Origin of the sequence: Gardnerella sp. DNF00550 (assembly GCF_049262685.1) — a bacterium.
Classification (GTDB): Bacteria; Actinomycetota; Actinomycetes; order Actinomycetales; family Bifidobacteriaceae; genus Bifidobacterium; species Bifidobacterium leopoldii.
The window spans coordinates 231,239-256,173 of record NZ_CP058397.1 but is presented as its reverse complement, the minus strand read 5'-3'; the positions used below and the strand labels follow the sequence as shown (position 1 = coordinate 256,173).

The 24,935-nt window shown below is 42.3% G+C and carries 20 protein-coding genes; 2 read left to right on the top strand and 18 right to left on the bottom strand.

The window, feature by feature from the left end:
* Positions 1-46: 46 nt before the first annotated feature.
* From glmS to map, 10 genes are all read right to left on the bottom strand, one after another.
* Positions 47-1,954, bottom strand: coding sequence for a glutamine--fructose-6-phosphate transaminase (isomerizing) (glmS, locus tag HXT29_RS00815; protein ID WP_004118863.1), 1,908 nt, complete (start codon positions 1,952-1,954; stop codon positions 47-49).
* 95 nt (positions 1,955-2,049) lie between these two features.
* Entirely contained in the window at positions 2,050-2,838 is a 789-nt protein-coding gene (locus HXT29_RS00810) for an amino acid ABC transporter ATP-binding protein (protein ID WP_004118860.1), read from the bottom strand.
* Between the two features lie 85 nt (positions 2,839-2,923).
* Positions 2,924-3,925 carry an amino acid ABC transporter permease gene (locus tag HXT29_RS00805; RefSeq protein WP_112928750.1) on the bottom strand — a complete coding sequence of 334 codons (1,002 nt, stop codon included), beginning with the start codon at positions 3,923-3,925 and terminating at the stop codon, positions 2,924-2,926.
* 144 nt (positions 3,926-4,069) lie between these two features.
* Entirely contained in the window at positions 4,070-4,978 is a 909-nt protein-coding gene (locus HXT29_RS00800; RefSeq protein ID WP_415696143.1) for an ABC transporter substrate-binding protein, read from the bottom strand.
* Between the two features lie 275 nt (positions 4,979-5,253).
* Positions 5,254-5,751, bottom strand: coding sequence for an SsrA-binding protein SmpB (gene smpB / locus HXT29_RS00795; RefSeq protein ID WP_116442787.1), 498 nt, complete (start codon positions 5,749-5,751; stop codon positions 5,254-5,256).
* 134 nt (positions 5,752-5,885) lie between these two features.
* Positions 5,886-7,292, bottom strand: a complete 1,407-nt coding sequence (locus HXT29_RS00790) for a CHAP domain-containing protein (protein WP_415696142.1) — start codon at positions 7,290-7,292, stop codon at positions 5,886-5,888.
* A gap of 146 nt (positions 7,293-7,438) precedes the next feature.
* The gene (gene ftsX, locus HXT29_RS00785) at positions 7,439-8,362 is read right to left on the bottom strand and encodes a permease-like cell division protein FtsX (protein WP_004107457.1); all 924 of its coding nucleotides are present in this window, start codon (positions 8,360-8,362) and stop codon (positions 7,439-7,441) included.
* The gene (ftsE, locus tag HXT29_RS00780; RefSeq protein WP_422118387.1) at positions 8,362-9,753 is read right to left on the bottom strand and encodes a cell division ATP-binding protein FtsE; all 1,392 of its coding nucleotides are present in this window, start codon (positions 9,751-9,753) and stop codon (positions 8,362-8,364) included. The genes ftsX and ftsE overlap by 1 nt, the downstream gene beginning before the upstream one ends.
* A 61-nt stretch (positions 9,754-9,814) precedes the next feature.
* Positions 9,815-10,951 carry a peptide chain release factor 2 gene (gene prfB, locus HXT29_RS00775; protein ID WP_004107453.1) on the bottom strand — a complete coding sequence of 379 codons (1,137 nt, stop codon included), beginning with the start codon at positions 10,949-10,951 and terminating at the stop codon, positions 9,815-9,817.
* An 80-nt stretch (positions 10,952-11,031) separates the two neighbouring features.
* A complete protein-coding gene (gene map, locus HXT29_RS00770; RefSeq protein ID WP_004107450.1) occupies positions 11,032-11,805 on the bottom strand; it encodes a type I methionyl aminopeptidase in 774 nt (257 codons plus the stop codon).
* Positions 11,806-11,896: 91 nt separating this feature from the next.
* Between map and HXT29_RS00765 the strand changes: the two genes are divergently transcribed.
* Positions 11,897-14,044, top strand: coding sequence for a M13 family metallopeptidase (locus HXT29_RS00765; RefSeq protein ID WP_101886099.1), 2,148 nt, complete (start codon positions 11,897-11,899; stop codon positions 14,042-14,044).
* Positions 14,045-14,149: 105 nt separating this feature from the next.
* On the opposite strand, the gene HXT29_RS00760 is transcribed toward HXT29_RS00765, so the two are convergent.
* Positions 14,150-15,556 carry a CAP domain-containing protein gene (locus HXT29_RS00760; RefSeq protein WP_422118386.1) on the bottom strand — a complete coding sequence of 469 codons (1,407 nt, stop codon included), beginning with the start codon at positions 15,554-15,556 and terminating at the stop codon, positions 14,150-14,152.
* 312 nt (positions 15,557-15,868) lie between these two features.
* Here HXT29_RS00760 and HXT29_RS00755 point away from each other — a divergent pair, with 312 nt between their 5' ends.
* The gene (locus HXT29_RS00755) at positions 15,869-16,357 is read left to right on the top strand and encodes a single-stranded DNA-binding protein (RefSeq protein ID WP_004118831.1); all 489 of its coding nucleotides are present in this window, start codon (positions 15,869-15,871) and stop codon (positions 16,355-16,357) included.
* Positions 16,358-16,526: 169 nt separating this feature from the next.
* Here the strand turns inward: HXT29_RS00755 and HXT29_RS00750 are convergent, their stop codons facing one another.
* From HXT29_RS00750 to guaB, 7 genes are all read right to left on the bottom strand, one after another.
* Positions 16,527-17,831 (bottom strand): zinc ribbon domain-containing protein, encoded by a 1,305-nt coding sequence (locus HXT29_RS00750; protein WP_231880158.1) that lies wholly within the window; start codon positions 17,829-17,831, stop codon positions 16,527-16,529.
* 104 nt (positions 17,832-17,935) lie between these two features.
* Positions 17,936-19,771 carry a proline--tRNA ligase gene (locus tag HXT29_RS00745; protein ID WP_422118385.1) on the bottom strand — a complete coding sequence of 612 codons (1,836 nt, stop codon included), beginning with the start codon at positions 19,769-19,771 and terminating at the stop codon, positions 17,936-17,938.
* A gap of 508 nt (positions 19,772-20,279) precedes the next feature.
* Positions 20,280-21,737 (bottom strand): ATP-dependent DNA helicase, encoded by a 1,458-nt coding sequence (locus HXT29_RS00740; RefSeq protein ID WP_101886102.1) that lies wholly within the window; start codon positions 21,735-21,737, stop codon positions 20,280-20,282.
* Positions 21,738-21,767: 30 nt separating this feature from the next.
* On the bottom strand, positions 21,768-22,475 hold the full coding sequence (gene orn, locus HXT29_RS00735; protein ID WP_004118810.1) for an oligoribonuclease: 708 nt from the start codon (positions 22,473-22,475) through the stop codon (positions 21,768-21,770).
* 71 nt (positions 22,476-22,546) lie between these two features.
* Complete coding sequence (locus HXT29_RS00730) at positions 22,547-22,831, bottom strand: type II toxin-antitoxin system YafQ family toxin (RefSeq protein ID WP_004136925.1); 285 nt, start codon at positions 22,829-22,831, stop codon at positions 22,547-22,549.
* Entirely contained in the window at positions 22,824-23,141 is a 318-nt protein-coding gene (locus tag HXT29_RS00725) for a hypothetical protein (RefSeq protein ID WP_116442794.1), read from the bottom strand. The genes HXT29_RS00730 and HXT29_RS00725 overlap by 8 nt, the downstream gene beginning before the upstream one ends.
* Before the next feature lie 203 nt (positions 23,142-23,344).
* Positions 23,345-24,889 carry an IMP dehydrogenase gene (gene guaB, locus HXT29_RS00720; protein WP_112928771.1) on the bottom strand — a complete coding sequence of 515 codons (1,545 nt, stop codon included), beginning with the start codon at positions 24,887-24,889 and terminating at the stop codon, positions 23,345-23,347.
* Positions 24,890-24,935: the final 46 nt, after the last annotated feature.

Genomic DNA, 24,935 nt, shown 5'->3' with positions numbered 1-24,935 from the left:
AAGATTTGCCATCCGTTACTTTATGTTACTCAACGTTGTTATGCGCTTACTCAACAGTTACAGACTTTGCAAGATTACGAGGCTTATCAACATCATAACCTTTTAACTTTGCCATATCCATTGCAAATAATTGCAATGCAACTACATCTACAAGAGGACTTAGCAAAGTCGCACATTTAGGACGCCAGAACACAATATCTGCATAGCGAGAAGCATCTGGATCACCCTCTTCTGCAACAGCTATAGTGAAAGCTCCGCGCGCTTTAACTTCTTCAATTCCAGAAATAACTTTCGCATGAAGCACATCACGACCGCGAGAAGATGGCACAATCACAACTACCGGCTCACCTTCATCTACAAGCGCAATAGGACCGTGCTTAAGCTCACCCGCGGCAAAACCTTCAGTAAACGTATACGCAATTTCCTTAAGCTTCAACGCACCTTCTAGCGCAACAGGATATCCAACATGTCGACCTAAGAAAAGGAAAGATTTAGCTTCCAGAGTATGCTCAGCAGCTTTCATAATTGATTCAGATTGTGTATCAAGTACATGCTGAATTTTATCCGGCATCTCTTTTAATTGCGCAACGATTTGCTGAATTTCGTCGCGATACATAGTGCCTTTTACTTGCGCCAAAAACAGACCAAGCATATAGGCTGCAACTATTTGCGCAACAAAAGCTTTAGTAGATGCAACTGCTATTTCTGGACCTGCATGCGTGTAAAGAACTGCATCAGATTCGCGCGGAATGCTAGAACCTTGCGTATTGCAAATTGCAAGAACTCGACTACCTTGCTCGCGCGCATGGCGCAAAGCCATAAGCGTGTCCATTGTTTCACCAGATTGCGAAATAGCAACAACCAGCGTGCGATGAGTCAAAATAGGATCACGATATCTAAACTCATGCGCTAATTCAACTTCTACAGGCACACGAACCCAATGCTCGATAGCATATTTTGCAACCAATCCGGCATAACTTGCAGTTCCGCAAGCAACAACAATAATTTTATCTATTGAACGCAAAACATCTTGGCTAATATGCACTTCATCTAGCACAATATTTCCTTGCGCATCAAAGCGACCTCGCAAAGTGTCAGCGACAGCATGTGGATCCTCATGAATTTCCTTATCCATAAAGGAATCCCAACCGCCTTTTTCTACTGCAGAAGCATCCCAATCAACCGTAAAACAAGTAGGATTTTCAACAATATTATTGTCAAAATCAGTTAGAAGCAAAGATGCCTTGCCGCTGCCATCTACATCTCCAATGCACACAGCTTGATCTTGACCAACTTCCAAGACTCGATCCGTATAAGCAACAAAAGCTGCAACGTCAGAGCCAAGGAAATATTCACCGTCTCCAAGACCTACGACCAAAGGCGAATCGTGACGAACAGCAGCCACAATACCAGGCTGACGAACGTCAACAGCAAGTAATGTGAAAGCTCCTTTTAACATTTTTGCAGTACGACGAAGAGCTGTGAATAAATCAGGCTTACCAGTTTCGTTTACAATATCATTCGCAATTTTGCCAAGTAATTTTGCAGCAACTTCAGTATCTGTTTGAGAAGAAAATTCGTATCCTTCTTCGTGAAGCTGCTCTTTTAATACAACAGCATTTTCAATAATGCCATTATGAATAAGCGCGATTTTGCCATCTGCACTAGTATGAGGATGCGCATTAATGTCACAAGGAGCACCGTTAGTAGCCCAACGAGTATGACCAATAGCTGCACTCGCCTCAGGCATAGGGTTTGCATCAATATCATTGCGAAGAACAGATAAACGACCAGCTTTCTTTCTCACAGTCGCACATTTCATCCCAGGAGCAACTAAAGCTACGCCCGAAGAGTCATATCCGCGATATTCTAGACGCTCTAACCCACCTAAACAAACTTCTAAAGGTTTTGCACAAACTTTTCCAAAACCTGCGTATCCTACAATGCCACACATAATCTTCTATTGTACGTTATGCGAGCGAGTGCACGCCAGAGAAGCACACAAAAACTATGCAAAACTACATAAATAAGATACGTTTCTTACGTAAATTACAATACGTGATTTAGGAAATCTTTAAAACGATCAGTTTGCGGATTAGTAATAATATCTGCACTACCCTGCTCAACTATGACACCGCCATCCATAAACACAACCTGATCTGCAACCTCACGCGCAAAACCAATTTCGTGAGTTACTACAATCATAGTCATGCCATCTTTAGCAAGATTTCGCATAACGGTTAACACTTCACCTACAAGCTCTGGATCTAGCGCAGATGTTGGCTCGTCAAATAGCATAATTTCCGGTTTCATAGCAAGAGCGCGAGCAATTGCAACGCGCTGCTGCTGACCGCCTGAAAGTTCTGCAGGATAATGGTTCATACGCTCATCCATGCCAACTCGCTTTAGTTCTTCAATAGCTAAATCGCGCGCTTCTTGAGCTTTCATATGCATAACATGAACAGGAGCTTCCATAACGTTCTCTAAAGCCGTCATATGAGGAAATAAATTAAAACGCTGAAATACCATGCCAAGCTTCGCACGCTGTTGAGCAATTTCTTTGTCGTTAAGAGCCTGCAGACATTTCTCACCTTTATGCATTACTTGCTTTACACCGATGCGCTCGCCATAAATACTTATACTTCCTGCAGTCAAAGTTTCTAGTTGATTAATTAAACGCAATAACGTCGATTTTCCAGAACCGGACGGACCCAAAATAACTGTTACGCTACCTGGATTCACTGTCATATTAATACCGTTAAGTACATGCAATTGACCGAAAGATTTCTGCACGTCGTTAATAGCAACCGCAGGAAGATTAGATTTTGCTTCTACCATTTATTCACATCCAATTTGTTTGTTTCATGCAAAATTTAAAGTTTACAAAGAAAAATATTTAAAATTTAAGCTATTATGCGTTTATTTAGGCATTAAATCCGAGCATAGCAGCATCATTTCGTCCTTTAACATTTTTCCGTTTAGCATCTAATGATTGATCGCCGCGCTGATCAGAATCAGTATTAAGTTGAGCATGCTTTACAATATCTCTTGCCTCAAAACCTTTAGCAAAATGCTTCTCGAGCATGTATTGCAAAACCATCAAAATGGAAGTAATAATCAAATACCAAATACTCGCAACAAGAAGAAGCGGAATTGGTTTATAGATACGGTTAGCAATAGCATTTGTAGCAAATTGCAATTCAAGAGTAAACGGAACTGCAAGAACTAACGAAGTCGTTTTTAGCATACCGATTGTTTCGTTACCAAGCGGAGGAACAATAATACGCATTGCTTGAGGAAGAATTATACGCCTCATAGTTAAAGCTCTACCCATTCCAAGAGCCTTAGCAGCTTCAACTTGTCCACTATCGACAGCTTCCAATCCTGCGCGAACAATTTCCGACAAATAAGCCGATTCATTCAAAGACAAACCAACTACAGCAGCAGTAAGAGAAGTCATAATTACATTAGAATCAATAGACCAAAATTCTACAGAAGTAAAAGGAATACCAATACTAATTCTCGGCACAAGAACCGCAAACATGCCCCAAAATACAAGCTGCGTATAAACAGGAGTACCACGGAAAAACCAAATAAAGAACCAACTTACGCCACGAAGCACAGGATTAACTGACTTACGCATCATCGCTAAGCCTACAGCAAACACGATTGAAATTACCATAGCAATTAGCGTAAGAAGCAACGTCCAGCCAATACCAGAAAGCACATTATCGCTTATTAGATATATTCCGACTACTTGCCATTCAAAACGAGGGTTAGTAATAATACTGTAAAGAAGCGAACATGCTATTACAGCTACAATGACTCCGGCAATAATAGGTCCTGGCTTTTTTACTGGCAAAATACGTTCAGAGTTAGCTACTCCGGACTTGCTCTTAGCAGAGTTACCAATTAAAGAATTCAAAATATACTCCAATAAGTACGTTTATACAAAAACAGCAAAGTAAAGAAACAATCTGAACCGAGAATTAAATCACGACTCAGATTAACAATATCATTTTAGATAATTATTCGATTATTTGATAGCTAAAGTTTTATAGCTAAAATTTCATAGTTTTGGATTAACTACAGACTTTTCAATAGCAACATCTTCAACGCCCCACTTCTTCAAGATATCCTTGTATACGCCGGACTTCATAAGCTTATCAATGCCAGCTTTTACAGCCTTCAGCATCGCTGCGTCACCCTTTTTAACAGCCGCTCCCATTGGTTCAGAATCCTTGCTGTTTTCCAAAATTTCAAGCTTTCCAGGATTCTTAATTGAAGCGTAACCTGCAACAGGAGTATCTGCATACATAACATCAGCGCGACCGGAAAGAAGTGCGGTAGTTGCGTCAGTTTGCTCCTTGAAGCTCATGATTTCAAGAGGCTTATTCCCTTTAGCTGCGCACTGTTTCTTTGCTTCCTCCATAATAGGTTCGCCAACAGTTCCAGTTTCCAAAGTTACTTTCTTGCCACAAAGGTTCTTTGGATCTACTTTAGTAGGATTTCCCTTACGCACTTCAAAAGACAAGCCTGCGTTGGCATAAGTAATAAAGTCTACAGACTTCATACGTTCAGCATTTACTGTAAAACCAGAAATACCGACATTATATTTGCTTCCTATTGCTGGAATGATTGAGTCAAACTGAGCATGCATAATTTTTGCTTTTAAGCCCATGACCTTTGCAAGAGCCTTCGAAAAATCAATTTCGTAACCTACAGGAGTTTTACCGTCTGCAGCAAAGAATTCTGCAGGGGCATAACTTACGTTTACACCAACAGTTAACTCTCCTGTTTTTGCAACTTCTGCTGGTACCAATGCTGCAACAGCATCATCTTTTTGCACATGACTTATATCATAGCTACGAGCAACATCAGGGTCTGCTTCTTTAGAATCAGCAGGTCCACATGCAGCAATACTGCCAATCATTACTAAAGATGCAACAATAGCAACAGGCTTCATAGATTTAAACATAGTTCTTCTCCTCATGTATGTACTAAGAATCTATAATTTGCATTAATGTGTATAACTATACACGATAACCCTACAAATTCAACAGCCTTTTATACGATTATTGAATATACGAAGATACTCATGCAGTACATCTGCACAATAATTATGCTTTTCATAAACAAAAACTGCATATTATTCGCAATAATGCATAATATGTGCGTGTCGTATTGTCGCACTTTCTATCCCATGCGAAGCGCACATGTGTTTCAAAAACGTATAAAAAGAAACATCAACTCTTAATCAATACTACGAGAACGCAGATTACGGTAACGCATTTCACGCAAAGCCTCTCGCTTATCTTGCTCCTCACGCAAAGCCTGACGCTTATCAAATTCCTTTTTACCGCGCGCTAAAGCAATTTCTACTTTTACGTAGCTTCCCTTAAAATACAAACGCAAAGGCACAACAGTGTAGCCTTTCGCCTCAGTTTGCCTAGAAAGCTTAGCAATCTCAGCAGCATGAAGCAGAAGCTTACGCTTGCGCTTAGGAGCATGATTATTCCATGTGCCGTTTAAATATTCAGGAATATTTGCTCCTTCAAGCCACATTTCACCACGACGATCAATATTCACAAATGATTCAGCTAAAGAAGCACGCCCTTCGCGAAGTGACTTAACTTCAGTACCAGTAAGAGCAAGACCTGCTTCATAACAATCTTCAATTACATAATCATGATGCACTTTACGGTTTTGTGCCACAGTAACAGTGCCATCTTGCGCAGGCTTATTTGCCATAATTCCCCTCCAGTACACATCACGCACAAAAGAAACTTGCCATAAGATACTACTATCTTATGGCAAGAACAATAAGTCGTAAATCTTACAACGTTTTCAATTTCAATAAATTGAAAACTATGAAGTGCTTATATTTAATAATGAATGTACTCATAATCGCCTGGATTATAAATAGTTTCATAAGCAGGGAATGTTGCAAAACCAGTTCCGCCTTCAGAAATAAGAACTGATCCATCAGCATTCACACGTTCCACAACCGCAACATGTCCATATTGCCAATCAGCATTCCAATTACCAACACGTTGGCCACGAGCAAACACCATAACAGCACCAACATGTGGAATTCTATTAACTAAATATCCAAGCCTACGAGCAGTATTCGCCCACTCAGCACCATTACCCATGTAGGAGCCAACAGGCAGACCAAGTTGCGAACGACGCAAATAAGCCCATAACGTGCATTGACGAGCAGGATAAGCAGAACCACCAACAGTGTTTCCAGTATTATGCCCGTAGCAGAACTTAGAACCTTCTGCGCAATTTCCAGGAACAGTATAATTCATACCATTAGCAGCGCCATTAGAAAGTTGCATCGGAGGAAGGTAAACATTCTTCCCAGAACTTCCATTCAATTGCTGACGATTACCAGCATTCGGATCGGCTTTAGCGAATGACTTATTAGCAAGAGCACGCGCTTGAGCATCGATGGCAGATTTCATTGCTATAATTTCTGCAGCCTCACGCGCAGACTGAGAAGTCAAACTACTCTTTTGACCTTCCAGCTGCTTACGAATCTCTTCACCATGATCTCGCAAACTTTGCAAGGACTTTTTGCGATCATTGGCAGCTTTCGCAGCGATTTGAGCACTTTGCGCTTGGGCATCCGCCTGCTGCTTTAACTTGGTTATTTCTGCTTCAATAGCAGCCAAACGCTGACGACGATTCATAGAAGTATTCAACTTAATAGCAGCATCATTAGCAGCATTTGCTTCACTTCTAGCAACAGCAGCCTCGGATTGTAACTTTCCAACAAACTGTTCTGTAGTAGTTGATTTAGTAACAATATCCATAACATTAGATGCCTGAGAACCATGGAAACTCTTACGAGCAAGCTGTGCTACAGCAGCCTTAGCATCATCAAAATCTTCACCAGTTTTTTTAATTTTCTCTTCCAAATCACGCTTATCTTTTTGTGCAGACTCTAGACGCTGCTGCGTTGATTCTACAAGACTGCGCGCCTGAGAAGCTTGCTCTTCTGCTTGTTGAGCAGCTCGTATTTGATTTGGAATTTTATGCTCATTTAAATCATTCAATTCAATGATCTTATTTGCAAGTTGTTTACTTACGCCAGCAAGTTGGCGCTTCAAATTCTCGTTTCGTTGTATTTTGCGCCTATATTCCTTCATGTTGACAGCACTTGCTGTAGACGCATTAAATAATGCACCAGCAACACCAGCAAATATCATTGAAATAGCAACTATTAAACTCACTACAGTATGAGTGCGTCGAATTGCATACATGCTATGTCGATCTTCGCTCATATCACTTCCCTTTCAACATCACTATTGCGAATTATACCGTAATGCAAGGAATCACGCGAGTTTCTACTTCAAATCTTCTAAAATAGTACTTTTACAATACTCATACGAAAATAACGCAAATAATTACACACCTATTATTTTGCATTTTAAGCTTTTAAGTATCGTCTCAAAGCAATAGCAGAAGCAACTATAGATAACACCACTGCACCAGCTACAAGTATTGGAACGCATAGCCACACAGTTGTTTGAGTAACAAATGGCATCCAACGCACATTCTGCGCAAGCCAATCAGTTACAAAAATTTTAACTACTAAACTTAGCGCAGCACCAGCAAGTAAAGAACCTACAAACGACGCGAACGCTCCTTCAAGAATAAACGGCATACGAATAGTCCAGTTAGAGGCACCAACTAAGCGCATAATTTCGGTTTCTTGACGACGGCTAGCAGCAGACATTCGAATCGTAGTGCCAGTAAGCATAATAGCCACAACAACCATAACCGCTGCAAGCACAATTGTCACAACAGTAGCGCGATTAAGCACACTGAAAACAGGATCAAAAATCTGACGCTGATCAACAACTTCTTCCACACCATCGCGTCCAGAAAGAACTTCTGAAACAACCTGATATTTCATAGGATTAGTAAGCTTCAAGCGCAACGAATCTTGCATGTCTGCCGCAGTTAAAGTACGTCCTTGATACATTCCGTTAGGATATTGCTTTAAGAATGTGTTTTTATAAAATTCGTTGCGGCTAACATAAGTGATATTTGAAACATCATCGCCTAATTCTTGGTGAATAATATGCTCCAATTTTACAATTTCGGCACTAGTAGGCGCTTTTCCAGAAGCACAAGAAGGAGATTGGCTAGTTCCATCCGGGCACAGCCAGGCAACCACTTCTACTTTGTCATACCAGTCACCTTTTGCCTTGGTAATCTGCGCTTGCATAAGCACTGAAACACCAATAAAAAGGAAAGAAATGAACGTTACAAGCATAACCGAAAGAATCATCGAAACATTACGACGCAAACTAATGCAAGTTTCGGAAAAAATAAATCGTAAACGCATTACTCTGCTCCTTCAGTTTTATTAATGTCATTATTGCTATCGTCAACACTAATGTTCTCATTATTAGTATTTTCAGCTGCAACAGGTGGCTTAGGCGGAGCTGGAGGCATAGGAGGAAGCTGAGATTTACGCTCAGATTCAGCATCGGATTGCAACTTACTTTCTGCTTCTGATTGCAACTCATCGCTGGTTTCGGATTGTGATTCTCCGCTCACTTCAGAGTTTTCAGTAGATTCAGTAGATTCAGTAGTTTCATTAGTTTCATTAGTTTCAGCAGTTTCGTGAGATTCGGCAGTTTCATAGGATCCTTTATTATCTTCCGAAATCTCAACTTCTGAATCATTCTCTTCAACATCTTCATTATCGTTTGCAGAAATCAATCCACGTCCCCAAGTCATTGTTGTTTCCAAAGACTGGAACACTTCGCCATAACGACCAGTCCTGCCAGAATGGACAGACTGAGCCAAACGTGCAATTCCTTCATTTTCTGAAGTGTCACTCTTCAACGATTGCGTTACCATGTCAACAACTTCACGCGCCTGAGCAGCACGTTGAGCTTTTTTAGAAAGCCTCTTATGACGTTCAGTATGCTCAGATTGAGCAATTGATTTTTGAGCATCACTATCTGATTGATCTTGAGAATTTTCAACAGTTTGTTGTGCTTTAGAATTATGCTCAACTTCACTATCCGGGAAATACAATGCAGAATCATATGATCCTTCACGCTCATCACGCACAATTTTGCCGGCATGAAGCTCCACAACGCGCTTACGCATTGAGTTCACAATTTCCTCATTATGCGTAGCCATAACAATCGTTGTGCCAGTTCGGTTAATAGCATCCAAAACTTCCATAATTCCAAGAGAAGTAGTTGGATCCAAATTACCAGTAGGCTCATCTGCAAGAATAATTTGAGGGTGATTGACATATGCGCGAGCAATTGCAACTCGCTGCGCCTCACCACCAGAAAGCTCATGTGGGTAATTATTTTCTTTACCAGTCAAACCAACCGTTTCAAGAACACGAGGAACAAGTGAACGAATCGTAGACCGACTCGTGCCAATCACTTCCAAAGCAAAAGCAACATTTTGGTAAACTGTTTTATTATTAAGCAGCTTATAATCCTGAAAAATAAAGCCAAGAGATCTACGATACTGCGGCACCTGTCGGTTAGAAAGTCTGCGCAAATCGTTACCGGCTACGTGAATTTCCCCACCATTTGCTTCTTCTTCGCGAAGCAGCAAACTAAGCAATGTAGTTTTACCAGAACCGGAAGCGCCAACAAGAAACACAAAATCTCCACGATCTACATGCAAAGACACATCGTCTAATGCAGGACGTGTACCTCGAGGATATATTTTTGACACATGATCTAATGAAATCAGCGACATTGTTTCAATTCCTTCCGAAGATTATGTGTAATTGTTGGTTTTTAGTTCTAGCTTTAGTTTTTTAAGATTCTGCTTCAGCTTCTTTTTGAGCTGCGACTCGCTGCTCGTGACGCCAACGAATGCCAGCTTCAATAAAACCGTCAATATCGCCGTCAAAAACAGCCTGAGTTTGCGAAGTTTCGTAGCCAGTGCGCAAATCCTTCACCATCTGATAAGGGTGAAGCACGTAAGAGCGCATTTGATCTCCCCAACTTGCCTTAATATCTCCAGCAAGTTCCTTCTTTTTTGCAGCTTCCTCAGCATGCTTAAGCACAAGCAAACGCGATTGCAAAACTGCCATTGCAGCGGCGCGGTTCTGAATCTGGCTTCGCTCATCTTGCATAGAAACAACCAAGCCGGTTGGCAAATGCGTAATACGAACAGCAGAATACGTAGTGTTCACGCCCTGACCTCCTGGCCCTGAAGCTTGGAAAGTATCCACGCGAATATCCGAATCCGGAATATCAATATGATCCGTAGCTTCAACAAGAGGAATTACTTCAACAGCAGAAAAACCAGTTTGGCGACGTCCTTGATTGTCGAATGGCGAAATACGAACCATTCTGTGAGTGCCACCTTCTACAGAAAGACGACCATACGCGTACGGGGCATCCACTTGGAAAGTGGCTGATTTAATACCAGCCTCTTCTGCATAAGACGTGTCCATCATCTTAGTTTTATAGCCGTTTCGCTCAGCCCAGCGCAAGTACATACGAAGAAGCATTTGAGCAAAATCGGCAGCATCCACACCGCCCGCACCAGAACGGATCGTAACAACCGCAGAACGAGCGTCATACTCGCCGTCAAGAAGAGTCTGAACTTCCATATCGTCCAACTCGTGAGCAATATTTCCAAGCTCTTCTTGAGCCTCATTCATTGAATCAGCATCGCCTTCTTCTTCACCAAGCTCAATTAAAGTCTTAGTATCTTCAATACGCTGTTCAACAGCTTGCAAACGCTTCAATTGAGACTGAGCTGCAGAAAGCTTACTCGTGACTTGCTGAGCATGCTCAGAATCGTCCCAAAGTCCAGGCTCTGCAGCCTGCTTTTCTAAATCAGCAATCGTAGCCTTCAACGAATCGACATCTAGTGCTTTAGAAATCAAAGAATACTTTGCTTCAACATCATTTAACGCTTGGGAAAAATCAAATTCCGCCATTTACTTAAAGTACCTCTTTACATACCTGTTTTACGCAATTACTACTCGCAAAATACTTACAAAATCAACTATTGATAAGTTTAGCGCACGGTCAAAATCTCAGGACCGTTTTCCGTAATTGCAATCGTATGCTCAGTGTGTGCACCGCGAGAACCATCAGCAGAGCGAAGAGTCCAACCATCCTTAGGATCCTGGTAAATTTCGTCAGTAGTCTTTAAGAACCATGGCTCAATTGCAATCACAAGACCTGGGCGAAGCTTGTAGCCATGGTGAGCAGTTCCATCGTTAGGAACATGCGGATCGCCGTGCATAATATGACCGACTCCGTGACCGCCAAACTCAAGATTTACGCTATAACCATACTCGTGAGCAACGCAACCAACAGCTGCAGAAATATCGCCAAGACGGTTGCCAGGCTGAGCCATATTAATACCAGCCTCAAGAGCTTCCTCAGTGCACTTAATTAAGCGTAAATCCTCAGGATCAGCATGCTTTCCAACCACAAAACTAATAGCGGAATCACCAACCCATCCATCGACGTTAATTGCCAAATCAAGGGTCAACAAATCGCCGTCTTTAAGGTTATAATCAAAAGGAACTCCGTGAAGGACAGCATCGTTTACAGAAGTGCAAATATAGTGCGCAAAAGGACCTGTACCAAAATCAGGAGCGTAATCAACATAGCAAGAAGACGCACCTTTGCGGCTCATAATTCGCTGACGAACGAAGTCATCAATCTCAAGAAGATTCGTGCCAACTTTGGTCATTGCTTTCAAGTCTTTAAGAATACTACCGACGAAGCGACCTGCAGGCTTCATCGCTTCAATTTCAGATGGAGTTTTAAGTTCAATCATGCTTCAAGACTAACGCGCAGGCACGAAAATAAAGCAAAATATAGCGAAAATACTAACTAATAGTGTCGCTTAATACTTGTAAGCTAATCACATGTCTAACAACAATGAAAACAATAGTAATAATAGTAATAATAAGGAATCGCAGAAGGAAATTTCTGCTGTAGATTTCGACCCTGCCTCCTTCTCGTCGGCTACTCGTCCACAAGACGATTTATTCCGTTACGTAAATGGTCCTTGGATTGACACTTACACTCTCCCAGAAGACAAACCAATGTATGGTGCTTTCCACAAGCTTGCAGAAGATGCAGAAAAGCAAATTCGAGATATTTTAGAAAACGAAAATTGCCCAGCCAAAAAGTCGCAAACCTTATACCGTAACTATTTGGATACCGCATCTATTGAAAAAGCTGGAATTACGCCAATTAAGGGCGATCTAGACGCTGTGGATTCAGCAGAAACTAAGGAAGATTTGGTTCGCACTATTGGCGCGCTTAATCCGTACGGCGGTCCAGATGCAATGTTTTATTTTGGAGTTTACGGAGATCCTAAAGATCCTAAGACGAATATTATGCATATTGAGCAATCGGGATTGGGCTTGCCAGACGAAGCATACTATCGCGAAGATAACTACGCTCCAATTCGCACTGAATATGTAAAAATGGTAGCTTCGTTGTTGAGATTGGCTGGTTACGGAGATACCGCCACTACTCAAGCTCAAGCCGAGCGTTTTTTGAATGTTGAAACTAAAATCGCGAAGCATCATTGGGATAACGTGGCAACTCGCGATTCTCAAAAAACTTATAATCCTTGCAATTATGCTGATTTGGCAAAAAATCTTGAAGCGCTGAATCTCGACGCTTTCTTAGATGCTGCACAAAAAGCGTACGAAACTTGCGAAGAAGCAGAACATCAACCAATCAATCTTCGTGAAGCTTTTAGCAAAGTAGTAGTTCACGAGCCAAGCTTTATAGAAGGATTGAATAAGATTTGGCAGGAAACTAACTTAGAAGATTTAAAGCTTTGGGCACGCGTGCACGTGATTTTGTGCTGGGCAATCTTACTGAGTGAAGACTTTGCCGAAGCTAGATTCGACTTCTACGGCAAGGTGCTTTCTGGAGCCACAAAGCAACGCGACCGCTGGAAGCGAGCAGTCGGAGTTGTTGACGATGCTTGTGGCGAGGAAGTTGGACGCGAATACGTGCGATTGCATTTCCCTGAGTCTTCTAAGGAATATATGCAAGGCTTAGTTGACAATCTTATTAACGCTTACCGCGAGTCGATTTCTCACAGCAGCTGGCTTGGCGAGGAAACTAAAGCGAAGGCTTTGGAAAAGATTAGTAAATTTGAGCCAAATATTGGTTACACAAACCATTGGGTTGACTACTCTGCGCTAAATATTAAGGAAGACGCTGATTTAGTTGAGAATATGCGCGAAGTTTATCGATTTGGCTTTGGTAAAAATACTGCAAAAGCCGGAAATCCTGTGGATCGCGAAGAGTGGCAGATGACTCCGCAAACTGTGAACGCTTACTACGATCCTCTGCTGAACGTAATCGTGTTCCCAGCTGCTATTTTGCAACCACCATTCTTTAACCCAAGCGCTCCAGACGCAGCAAATTATGGTGCTATTGGTGCCGTGATTGGTCATGAAATCGGTCACGGTTTTGACGATCAAGGTTGCGAATACGACGGCGACGGCGTACTTAACAATTGGTGGACTGAAGAAGACAAAACCAACTTCACTGAGCGCACTAAGAAGCTTATTGAGCAATACAATGCTTTCACACCAACGCAGCTTATTGTTAAGTACTCTCACTTGAAGAGCAAAGAAGAGCGCAATGCGATGCCTCACGTAAACGGTGCTTTAACAATCGGCGAAAATATTGGCGATTTAAGCGGCGTGACCATTGCGCTTAAAGCATACGCTTTCGCCTTGCAAAAGAGCAAGGGACAAGAAATCAACGGAAGTGATGATGCTATTCGCGAAACCTTGCTGAACGCTCCTGAAGTAGATGGTTTCACTGCTTTGCAGCGATTCTTCTTAAGCTACGCGTTAGTATGGCGTTCCAAGGCTCGTAATGAAATTGCGGAACAGCTGCTTCAAATCGACCCGCACTCCCCAGCCGAATGCCGCACTAACGGCATTGCTCGAAACGTTGACTTGTTCTACGATGCGTTCGATGTTCAAGAAGGCGACGAGATGTGGCTCGACCCAAGCGAGCGCGTGCACATTTGGTAAAGCATCTCAAATTGAGCACAGAAAATAGAAAATAAGAAATAGAAAAGCCTGCAAGCGTTCTTTACTAATCGTTTGCAGGCTTAATTTATATAACCTTATAAGTTTTTATTCTTCCGCAGAGGCAGAACCTGCAGAAACAGCTTCTTCTGCAGCAAAATCTTGCGAAATAGTCTCATTTGAAACAGCTTCTTCTGCTACAACAGCAGTATTATCAGCAGCTTCTTTTACAGCAGTATCAGTATTAGCAACAGCAGTATTAGCAACAGCAGTGTCTACAGAAGCAGCTTTTGTACGCGCATTTTTGCGTGACTTATAAAGTAAAATAGAAAATACAACTACAGCACAAAGAATAATTACCATTGCAATTACAGCAACCACCATTCCAGAAATACCAGTTTTTTCAGTATTTTTAGCGGAATCTTTACTATTTGCAATTTGAGAATTAACCTTATTGGCTAAATGCTTATTTTTCCCAAATGCTTTCTTTTTGTTAGATCTATCACCCTTATGTTTTTTCTTATTTTTATCGTCCTTCTTATCTTTTTTATCCTTGTCGTCCTTTTTATCCTTATCGGATTTAGCTGCCTTAGTATTATTCGCTACTGCAGCAGGACGCTGATAAACTTGAGGGCTTCCATAACCAATTTTGCCATCAGGATAGTCAATATCACCGTTATATTCCGACAAAGTTAAATCACCAACAATGCCGTACGGACCGCCTTGAGCTTCACCATAACCAAAGGAGATATTTCGTGGATTCAAAATTTGATACAAATGACCATTCTCGTCAGTAAAGGCACCACGAGTAGCGCGCAATGGTCCCTCTTCATTTTGAATCCATAAACGCATAGAACCAGCAAGATCTGTACCCCAGCTTAAGTTTTCACCCCAAGCTTTTCTACCATTAAAATCAGGTGCGCTTTTACCATCTGGAGCAAAATGACCAAATTTACCATGTTGAGCAGTCTCTTGTGCGCGACGATACGCATCCTCTTCATTTGCGGAATCGTATTGAATATTATTCACATAAGCTTGTTTAGTTAAACCGCAACGACTCACATAATCTTGCAAAGGAATTCCTTCAAAGTAAATACTACGATCGTCGTATAAACGCGAACGTGCATTACGAATTGAAGCCAGCACATAGCGCACTACATCAACAGATCGAACCCAGCCAACACTACGTGCAACGTTTTTTTGTTTAATAATCGGGTTTTTAATAGACAGGTTTGACGTAGACGAATTAGATGCTTCTTTGCTTAATTCTAACGAATTTATGCCCATCAAATTCATATTCATGGAGCTTTGTGCAGACAAGCACACAAAGGATACTACAGCAAGCAGACTTATCAGCGAACATACAATATGCTTCACTACAGCACTTTTAACTATCGTATTCTTCGAATTCATTGAACTATTCGATTTAAAACCAAATGATTTAAATAAATTAGATGAGCATGAATTTACATGCATAGCTAAATTGCGCACCAATCCCTGCTTATTATTTTTCATAGTAAAAAACTCTTCTTCTGTTCATTCAATGCAACAAATATAGGTTAATAGTATCTCTTAATAAGGAATTATTGCGAAAATGCTTGCAATCTTGCTGTTTTACAAGTGATTTTATTGTCAATATTTTTAATAAATTGTGGTTAAAACATAGCTTTTAACCACAATAAAAGAATTTTCTAGAACAATTCTCGCAAAACATTCATAGTTGTTATTACTGCGGCATTTCCTTGTGGCTGCGAAGCTCAGGGGCAATGATGGCTCTGATTTCGGGGCTGAAATGGCTGCAGTCCAAATCGTGAAAGGATGATGAATATGGTACAACAACAGTCAACTGTGACTATTAGCGGATTTGTAGGCGCAGAACCAATAAGTTTTGGACGCAACGAAAATTCTCCTGCTTGTTCTCTACGAATTGCAAGCACACAATCTTATTATCGAAATGATGAGCAGCAATGGCATGAGCGTCCAACCACATGGATGACTGTGAAGGCGTATCGAACTTTGGCTTCAAACGTTCTTAAAAGCGTGCATAAAGGTGATGCAATTGTTGTTTCTGGAAATTTGAGTACTGAAAGTTGGACAAAAGACGGCAATGATTATAATCGCATAATTTTAGAAGCGGCTACTATTGGTCACGATTTAAATCGTGGAACTACTCAATTTACAAAGCGAAACGCTGATTCCGCTAAAAATGATCATACGAAAGAAAGTAATCAAGCACAGCAGAACAATAGGGCACAACAAAATAACTCTAACGCAAACATTTTGAATGATGAATTTGGGGGTGAAACTGACATTTAAGAAAAATAAATCGCAATTCTAAAAATCCACTAAACTCACACCACAGTAAAAATTAATATGAACACAATAAAATAGCCGCCAAGAATCAACATTCCTGGCGGCAAATCTATTTATTCTCTATTTCGCAAATTAAGTATTTCCTAATTTACTGAAACTGAGATATCTACTACTACTTAATCACATGTATGTCATCAGAAGAAACCGATGGCTGACCATAAGGCAAATCACCACCATGATACATAATGCCATTAGGTTTCGTTGCAATAGTAATTCTCTTACCTTCGTATTGTTTGAAATTATTACTAGTTCCATCATTAGAGTCACTGATAAGCACAGCTACTTTATTAGCGAAAGTAATAGTTGGTCTTAAAGCGCAATCCATAAAACCATTAGCCACTGTAACTGAAGATGGATTATCTAGCAAAAGAACAGTAAAGCGTGCATTATCATCATAAGTGTCTGGGAAGCCAGTAGTATCATCCTTATCAGCGCCAGGTAAGTTCTTAGCTTCTTCCTTACTTAAGGTCTTTATTGTTCCAGTGTAGACTTGGTAACCCTTTTCAATCCAATTCTGAACATTCTTATTATGCTCACGCACTTTTTGTGAATTCTCTTCATTATTCACTAATGCGTCAACGCCTCTCATGTCTGAAATTGAAATAAACGACGGCATTACTACTCTTGATAATTCATCAGTTCCTTGAACAACACCATCGCTTCCTAACGGATGCTCAACAGTTTCAGAACTAGTTGTGAATTTATGATGTTTATTTAGGCGATATATTGTTTTTGTCCAAGGCATATCTCCATCACTTGTAGCATCGGAACCAAATGGAGCAAGTGTAACTATTCCATCATGATTCTTGTTAAAATACAAAGTTGCATATGAATCGCTACTAGTGGTCAAATCTTCAGATTTTATAAGCTTTTTACCATCGTAAGAAGCAACACGAACGCCATATGTAGCGTCTATCATTCTAGTAGTATCAGCGCTGCGCGAAGACGCAATCACTAAATCTGGGATAGAGTCTTTGTTTATATCCCATAGCGTGTAGTAATACTTCATGTCACTACTGTCGGAAGATTTGGTTTCGCTAAAATCTTTTAGAACTTTTTTATATTGTTTTCCAGCCTCACTAATTACGTTATTATGAGACCCATCAGCACTATTTACTCTTTTATTTAGATTCAAAAAACAAACTATTCCAGCAATTACCACAACTAATGCAACTACTGCCGAAATAATAATTGTTAATTTTGAATACTTACTTTTCTTATTCTTAAGCGCGTCTACAGGCTGCTCATAAACCTGAGTATACAGTTGCTGTTCTGATTGGTTATAAACTGCTTGCTGCGGATTATTTATTTGTTCTGCAGAAGTTTGCGAACCAATAGAAGAATCAATCCTCGCTCCACACTCATTACAAAATTGCTGATCATCACTAATTTGTGATCCACATTTTTCACAAAACATATGTGTAACTTCTTCCTATTACGTATATATAAAACAAGTGGGATGCAAACGCAGAGCCCACAAGTTATTAATATTTCTCACGATTCAAAATTACGCACCAAATTTTACTTATTCAAAAGTATTTTGACACGCTCTACAATGCGGCTTGCAGCTTCGTCAACTGGAACTGCTTCAACGTTTGAGCCGTTGCGATCGCGGATTTCAATCGTACCGTTGTTCACGGTATCGCGACCTGCTACAGCAATCAGCGGCACGCCAACAAGCTCAGCATCCTTAAACTTTACGCCTGGAGAAACCTTTGGACGGTCGTCAAAGATTACTTCGATTCCCTGCTTACTAAGCTCTTCAACAACCTTTTCAGCAGCGTCGAAAGCAATCTGATCCTTGCCAGTAGCAACGACGTGAACTTGAGCTGGAGCAATTGCCATAGGCCATGCGAGACCAGCGTCGTCGTGATGTGTTTCTGCCAAGCATGCGATCACGCGGCTAACGCCGATACCGTAGCAGCCCATCCAAACTGGCACAGCTTTACCATTTTCGTTAAGCACACTTAGGCCCAAAGCCTTAGAATACTTTAAGCCAAGCTGGAACACCTGACCGATTTCTACACCGCGTTCGAAGCTAAGCGGACCGGAACCATCTGGGCTCATATCGCCGTCACGAACCTGGGCTGCTTCAACAACGCCGTCAGCCTCAAAATCGCGACCGTAAACAGCGTTGTAAACGTGCTTTCCGTCTTCGTCAGCTCCTGTAATCCAGGCGCTTCCCTTCGCAACGTGAGCATCCATCAAGTAGCGAACAGGATTTTCAATACCACTACCCTCTTTGCGAGCTTGAGGACCTAATACGCTAAAACCAATGTAGCCCTTAACAAACTCAGGATGAGACTTCAAATCATCCTCAGTTGCTTCTTCGATTTCTGCAGGAGCAAACTGAGCTTCAAGACGCTTCATATCTACCTGGCGGTCACCTGGAATACCAATAGCAACAATTTCGCGCCATGGCTCCTCATGCTCGCCACCCTCAGCATCAGCCGGGTGCTTAACAGCAATAATCAGATTCTTCAAAGTGTCGTCTGCTTGCCATTCGCGGCCATCTTTACGCGGATGCAAATCGTTAGAAACCTTAACCAAAGCTTCAATCGTCTTAGCGTCTGGAGTTTCGAGCGCTTCTGCTGCAGGAGTTGCAGAATAATCAATCTCAGACATTTCTGGAGTGGTAAGAGCCTCAACATTCCAAGCTTTTCCGGAAGGAGCAAGAGCAAAAGTATCTTCACCAATTGACATTGGAGCCAAGAATTCCTCAGAATCAGAACCGCCCATTGGACCGGAAACAGCGTGAACAATCACGTATTTAATGCCCAAACGGTTGAAAATTCGAGCGTAAGCAGCGCGCTCTTCAACGTAAGCAGACTTCAAACCATCTTCGTCAATTGAGAACGAATAAGCATCCTGCATAATAAACTCGCGACCGCGGATAAGACCTGCGCGAGGACGGAATTCGTCGCGATACTTTGTTTGAATCTGATACAAAGTAACAGGCAAATCCTTGTACGAAGAATACATATCCTTAACAAGGAGCGTGAAAACTTCTTCGTGCGTTGGAGCAAGAAGATAGTCAGCTTCATGACGATCTTTAAGGCGGAAGATGTTGTCGCCGTATTCTTCCCAACGGTTTGTAGCCTCATAAGGCTCACGTGGAAGAAGTGCTGGGAAGTGGACTTCCTGCGCACCGATACCGTTGATTTCTTCGCGAATAATCGCTTGAACCTTGTTTAAAACCTTGAGTCCGAGCGGCAACCAAGTCCACACACCTGGGGCAGATTTGCGAATATAGCCTGCGCGCTGCATAAGTTTTGCGGAAGTCACGTCCGCGTCTGCAGGATCCTCGCGCAGCGTACGAAGGAACAGCTGAGACATACGAAGTACATTGGAATTCATGCGTTCCAATCTATTTGCGCATGAGGACATAAACACTTGTTTACACAGCTAAACAAACAAGCCAAAGCAGCGACAAAAACCCAGTTAAAACTCCGGCAAATGTTCCTGAAGCTTTGCAGTAATGCTTCTGCGAACGGTGAGTATTTATTGCCTAGAGAACACTAGCGTCCGTGCTGTTGCACACACCACGCCAAGCACACCTACCACACCACAAAACAACGGTGGGTGAATTTACTAGTGGGAGATAGGAATTGCTTGGTCGAGCAATATAAAAGCGGAACGATAGTAATATCTTGTTGACGAATACTATTTTTGCAGAAAAAGTAAGTAAAAAAAAAAACTAAACTTAACTACACAACCGCTAAGTCTAAATAAGGTATAAGAGCGGAGCGCTGCGAGACAAGTAATTCCTATATCACACAACCACGCAAGAAACCCGCCAGCCAAAAACCAGTCCAGCGACAAAATCCGGAGAAAAAGCCGCGCGCCAGTAAAAACGCGTATCGCACTAAAACTCGTCATCGAAGGAAAACTCTTCATTATCTGCGTAATTGACAGCGCCAAAAATGTCAAACTCTTGCTGATTTGCAGAATCGCCTTCAAACTTATCTGTCAAAAATACAGAAGCACCATCGCTAGCAAGCATCTCACTCGCACGTTTGGAAGCATCGCGCAAAGATCCATCTAGTAGAACGGCATCAACTGAAACGCTAAACGCGCGATCGTTAATACCTTCCAAATAAAGACCGCCCAGATTTTCCACACGAGAAAGCGCAACATATCCCATTCCAGGAGCGAAAGTTCTACGCAAATCCATTACCGCATTATCGAGCGTCATACCTTGCGACTTATGAATCGTAATTCCCCACGCGCAACGAAGAGGCACTTGATTTACGCTAGCAAGTACAGTCTCACCGTCCGTCATTTCCCACGCAGCTGGCTTAAGAGTGACAATATTTCCGTTTTCAAACTCAACAATCGGCCAGCCACCTTTAGGTTCAGGCACAAAACGCAACACACGTCCAACAGAGCCGTTTACATATTGCTTTTCTTGGTCATTACGCAATGCCATCACAGCAGCTCCGGCCTTCAAAACTAAACGCTCCGGAGCAAGCATATTCTTTTTTAAGCGCTCAACGAGATTTTTAGGTCCTGCTTCCGTTGCAACGAATTCGTGAGGCTCAGCATTAATTTCCGCAAGCTGCATATTATTTAAGCCATCTGCTTGCGCGTTCGTTGGGAAAAGATGTACTGCAACTTCGTCATCTTGCGGATACTCACCAAGACGGCTGGCCAACACTTGCTTATCGTCGTCACTTACTAGACCGCTACGAATATCTGTTAAAACATCAAGTAACTTACCGTCGTCTTGACGATGTTGCTCAGTTAAATAGCACACAACAGGTTTCAAAGCATCCCAGGCGAAAGATTCCGTAATATAGCCTTCCGGATTTTTTCCAGCTGCAGCATACTTTTCGCGCGACGAAATGAACTCCGGGCTCGGCTCGAACACGTCACGATTTCGCATAGAAGTGCTAACAGGAGGCAGCTGGAAGAAGTCGCCCGAAATAACTACTTGAAGCCCGCCGAAAGGAGCGGGATTTTTGCGCACTTTTCGGCATACTTCGTCAACCATGTCGAAAAGCCACGCGTGTATCATTGAAACTTCGTCCAGCACGAGTACGTCCGTGGCTTTTATGCGCTTTCCTCGCCTAGCTCTAATGGTTTTAAGAAGCGTATCCGTAAGTGCGTTTGCAACTCCAACTCCACTCCAAGAGTGAATGGTTTGACCGTTTAAATGAGTTGCTGCGATTCCGGTAGAAGCCGTTACAGCCACGCTTAAACCGTTCTTTCGCATTTCGCGAATAGCTTCGTTTAATACGTAGGTTTTACCTGCACCCGGAGCGCCGGTAATGAACGCGCTTGCACCAGCGTTGATTATGGTTAGAGCTTCGGATTGCTTCATCGGCAGTACCTTTTATTGTGTTTAATACGTTTAGTAGTCGCGCTTTTCTGCGGAATTTACGTCTTCTAGCGCCTCTCCGCGGCGTTCGTAGTCACGAAGCAAGCTCGTGCTTTCAATGTGCTGTGCGCCAGCTTTTGCTTGAGACTCACTTGGGCCTGGAGCTGGAACGAACATCATATCGCGGTAGTAACGAAGCTCGTCAATCGACTCAATAATATCCGCGAGCGCACGGTGACCGCCATGTTTTGCCGGCTTATTGCGGTAAACGTCCGGGTAAAGCCTGCGCGAAATTTCCTTCAACGTGCTTACGTCTATTACACGATAGTGCAGATTTGCCATTAAATCTGGCATGTAACGGTCGAGGAACTTTTTATCGGAACCGACGGAGTTTCCAGCAAGATGAGCTTTTCCGCGAGCCGGCAGGAAGCGCTTTACGTATTCAACTACCTGCTTTTGTGCTTCTTCCAAAGGCAAACCATTCTTATTCCACTCGTCAACAAGTCCGGAAGAAGTGTGCATATTGCGCACAAAATCGTTCATATGAGCCACAGCAGCTTCGCTTGGCTTAATCACTAAATCAATGCCGTCGTCCAAAACTTTCAGATTAAAGTCGGTTGGAACTACAGATACTTCGCATAATTCGTCGTGGAAAATATCGAGTCCCGTCATCTCGCAATCAATCCAAATTAAGCGCGACTCTTCCGGCGTAAACGTAAGATCTTCCTTAGCTTCAGCCATTTTCGTTCCTTTCCTAATATTTTTTCGAACCCATCAGCCTACATCTTCCCACCGACTACTAGACCCTAAAACTAATTAAACAAATCATCATGAGAACCAGTTCTAGTGAGTACAAGCTGCAATTCTTCTTTCTCAATCTTATAAATTAGAAGCCAATCCCCCTCAATATGAATTTCCCTATACCCTTTCCAATTACCAGTAAGAGAATGATCTTTATATCGAGTAGACAACAGTTGCTTATCTTGTTTCATTAGGGCATCGATTGCATGCTTGAATTTTATTGGATCTACATGCTTTTTCAATAAAGCTTTGAACTCTTTTTTGAATTGAGTTGTACGAAATACTGATTTAAGCATCTAATAAATCCTGCATAAGTTCATCTGTGTTATTAAATGATTTTCCCTCATGAGCTTCAGCTTGACGACGAGCTTCGTCAGAAAGATCAACTGATTCAGAGACTTTGCCAATATTAAAATTGCGAATTGCTTCATCCATACTTTTAAGAGTTCTAGAAGATATACTCTTTGGAATAGTAAGCTCACGAGGCTCTAATAAAATACAACCATTATCGCATTCTTTAACATTGTAATAAGGATATTTAGCCCCACGCAGAGTTACACGCTTTTTACTATCAAGACGCACGTCATAATCTTTTACTACTTCCACAAAATCACCTCATTTTTTAGTGGGATATCCCACTAACTATATAATAATTTTATCTGTCTTGTCAAAACAAAAAAACGACGAAAAGCAGGCAAGTTGTGAGTAACTTGCGTAACTTTTCGCCGTTTAATGCAAAAATAGTTGCGATTTACACGCGACTTACACGCGCAACTTACGTAATATGCACAACTTGCGCACCACGCGATTTAGTTGTGGAAACCGCTGTAGTTTGGTGCTTCTGCAGTCATCACAATATCGTGAGGATGCGATTCGCGAAGACCTGCATCCGTAATGCGAATAAAGCGGCCGCGCTCTTGCATTTCCTTAATATTGTGAGCACCAACGTAGAACATGGACTGATGCAAGCCGCCAAGCAATTGGTAAAGCACAGCGTTAAGTGGACCGCGATATGGAACTTCGCCCTCAACGCCTTCTGGAACCACCTTATCGGAGCTGGTAACGTCTGCCTGGAAGTAACGATCCTTCGAATAAGACTTCTTACCGCGAGGAGCCATTGCGCCAAGCGAACCCATGCCGCGGTAAAGCTTGTACTGCTTGCCGTGAAGAAGAACCTTCTCACCAGGAGCTTCCTCGCAGCCAGCCAAAGTACCGCCGAGCATAACGGTGTCAGCACCTGCAACCAAAGCCTTAGCAATATCGCCGGAATAGTGAATGCCGCCGTCTGCAATGCATGGAATACCAGCAGCCTTGCAAGCCTGAGCAGCGTCGTAAACTGCAGTAAGCTGAGGTACACCAACGCCTGCAACAACACGCGTAGTGCAAATAGAGCCTGGACCAACGCCAACCTTTACAGCATCAACGCCAGCATCAATCATAGCCTGTGCGCCTTGGCGAGTTGCAATATTTCCGCCAATAATTTGCACGCCGTCGAAAGCCTTATCTGCCTTAATGCGACGAATCATGTCGAGAGCCAAGCGAGCCTCGCCGTTTGCGGTATCGACCACAAGCACGTCAACTCCAGCTTCCATAAGAGCGCACGCACGCTGCCAAGCATCACCAAGGAAGCCAATGCCAGCAGCAACGCGCAAGCGACCTTGATCATCCTTAGTAGCATCCGGATACTGCTCAGTCTTCACAAAGTCTTTAACAGTAATCAAGCCTGTAAGCTTACCTTCAGCATCAACCAAAGGCAACTTTTCAATCTTGTTATCCGCAAGCAAGCGGTGAGCATCTTCCTTAGAAATATCGGAAGGACCAGTGACGAGATTTTCACGCGTCATCACGTCCTTAACTTTCAAGCGATCGTAATCTTCGGAAGCAATAAAACGCATATCGCGGTTGGTAATAATACCAACTAAATGATTTTCGCTATCCACTACCGGAAGACCAGAAATATGGAAACGCCCGCACAATTTATCTAAATCGGCGAGCGTAGCATCTGGGTGAACAGTAAGCGGGTCGGTAATCATACCGGATTCACTGCGCTTAACAATATCAACCTGCGCAGCTTGATCATCAATAGAAAGATTGCGGTGAAGTACTCCAATACCACCGTTACGCGCCATGGCAATAGCCATATCGGACTCGGTAACAGTATCCATAGCTGCCGAAATAGTCGGCACTTTCATGGTAATTTCGCGAGTCAGACGAGTGGAAGTATCCACTTCGGACGGAATAACATCAGTTTCGTTTGGAAGCAAAAGGACATCGTCATAAGCGAGACCGAGCTTCTCGAAAATTGGTGGAACAGGAGCATACACGGATTTCGTGTTAATATCAGTTGTAGCCATAGGGTTACTATACGTTTTTGCTATGACGTTTGCCGAAACTCCGAAC

What these genes read in the sequence shown, in the direction of transcription:
- glmS (WP_004118863.1), bottom strand. Translation starts at nt 1,954, where the DNA reads ATGTGTGGCATTGTAGGATACGCAGGTTTTGGAAAAGTTTGTGCAAAA.
- HXT29_RS00810 (WP_004118860.1), bottom strand. Translation starts at nt 2,838, where the DNA reads ATGGTAGAAGCAAAATCTAATCTTCCTGCGGTTGCTATTAACGACGTG.
- HXT29_RS00800 (WP_415696143.1), bottom strand. Translation starts at nt 4,978, where the DNA reads ATGTTTAAATCTATGAAGCCTGTTGCTATTGTTGCATCTTTAGTAATG.
- smpB (WP_116442787.1), bottom strand. Translation starts at nt 5,751, where the DNA reads ATGGCAAATAAGCCTGCGCAAGATGGCACTGTTACTGTGGCACAAAAC.
- HXT29_RS00790 (WP_415696142.1), bottom strand. Translation starts at nt 7,292, where the DNA reads ATGAGCGAAGATCGACATAGCATGTATGCAATTCGACGCACTCATACT.
- ftsX (WP_004107457.1), bottom strand. Translation starts at nt 8,362, where the DNA reads ATGCGTTTACGATTTATTTTTTCCGAAACTTGCATTAGTTTGCGTCGT.
- ftsE (WP_422118387.1), bottom strand. Translation starts at nt 9,753, where the DNA reads ATGTCGCTGATTTCATTAGATCATGTGTCAAAAATATATCCTCGAGGT.
- prfB (WP_004107453.1), bottom strand. Translation starts at nt 10,951, where the DNA reads ATGGCGGAATTTGATTTTTCCCAAGCGTTAAATGATGTTGAAGCAAAG.
- map (WP_004107450.1), bottom strand. Translation starts at nt 11,805, where the DNA reads ATGATTGAACTTAAAACTCCATCTGAAATTGAAGCGATGAAGCCTGCA.
- HXT29_RS00765 (WP_101886099.1), top strand. Translation starts at nt 11,897, where the DNA reads ATGTCTAACAACAATGAAAACAATAGTAATAATAGTAATAATAAGGAA.
- HXT29_RS00760 (WP_422118386.1), bottom strand. Translation starts at nt 15,556, where the DNA reads ATGAAAAATAATAAGCAGGGATTGGTGCGCAATTTAGCTATGCATGTA.
- HXT29_RS00755 (WP_004118831.1), top strand. Translation starts at nt 15,869, where the DNA reads ATGGTACAACAACAGTCAACTGTGACTATTAGCGGATTTGTAGGCGCA.
- HXT29_RS00750 (WP_231880158.1), bottom strand. Translation starts at nt 17,831, where the DNA reads ATGTTTTGTGAAAAATGTGGATCACAAATTAGTGATGATCAGCAATTT.
- HXT29_RS00745 (WP_422118385.1), bottom strand. Translation starts at nt 19,771, where the DNA reads ATGAATTCCAATGTACTTCGTATGTCTCAGCTGTTCCTTCGTACGCTG.
- HXT29_RS00740 (WP_101886102.1), bottom strand. Translation starts at nt 21,737, where the DNA reads ATGAAGCAATCCGAAGCTCTAACCATAATCAACGCTGGTGCAAGCGCG.
- orn (WP_004118810.1), bottom strand. Translation starts at nt 22,475, where the DNA reads ATGGCTGAAGCTAAGGAAGATCTTACGTTTACGCCGGAAGAGTCGCGC.
- HXT29_RS00730 (WP_004136925.1), bottom strand. Translation starts at nt 22,831, where the DNA reads ATGCTTAAATCAGTATTTCGTACAACTCAATTCAAAAAAGAGTTCAAA.
- guaB (WP_112928771.1), bottom strand. Translation starts at nt 24,889, where the DNA reads ATGGCTACAACTGATATTAACACGAAATCCGTGTATGCTCCTGTTCCA.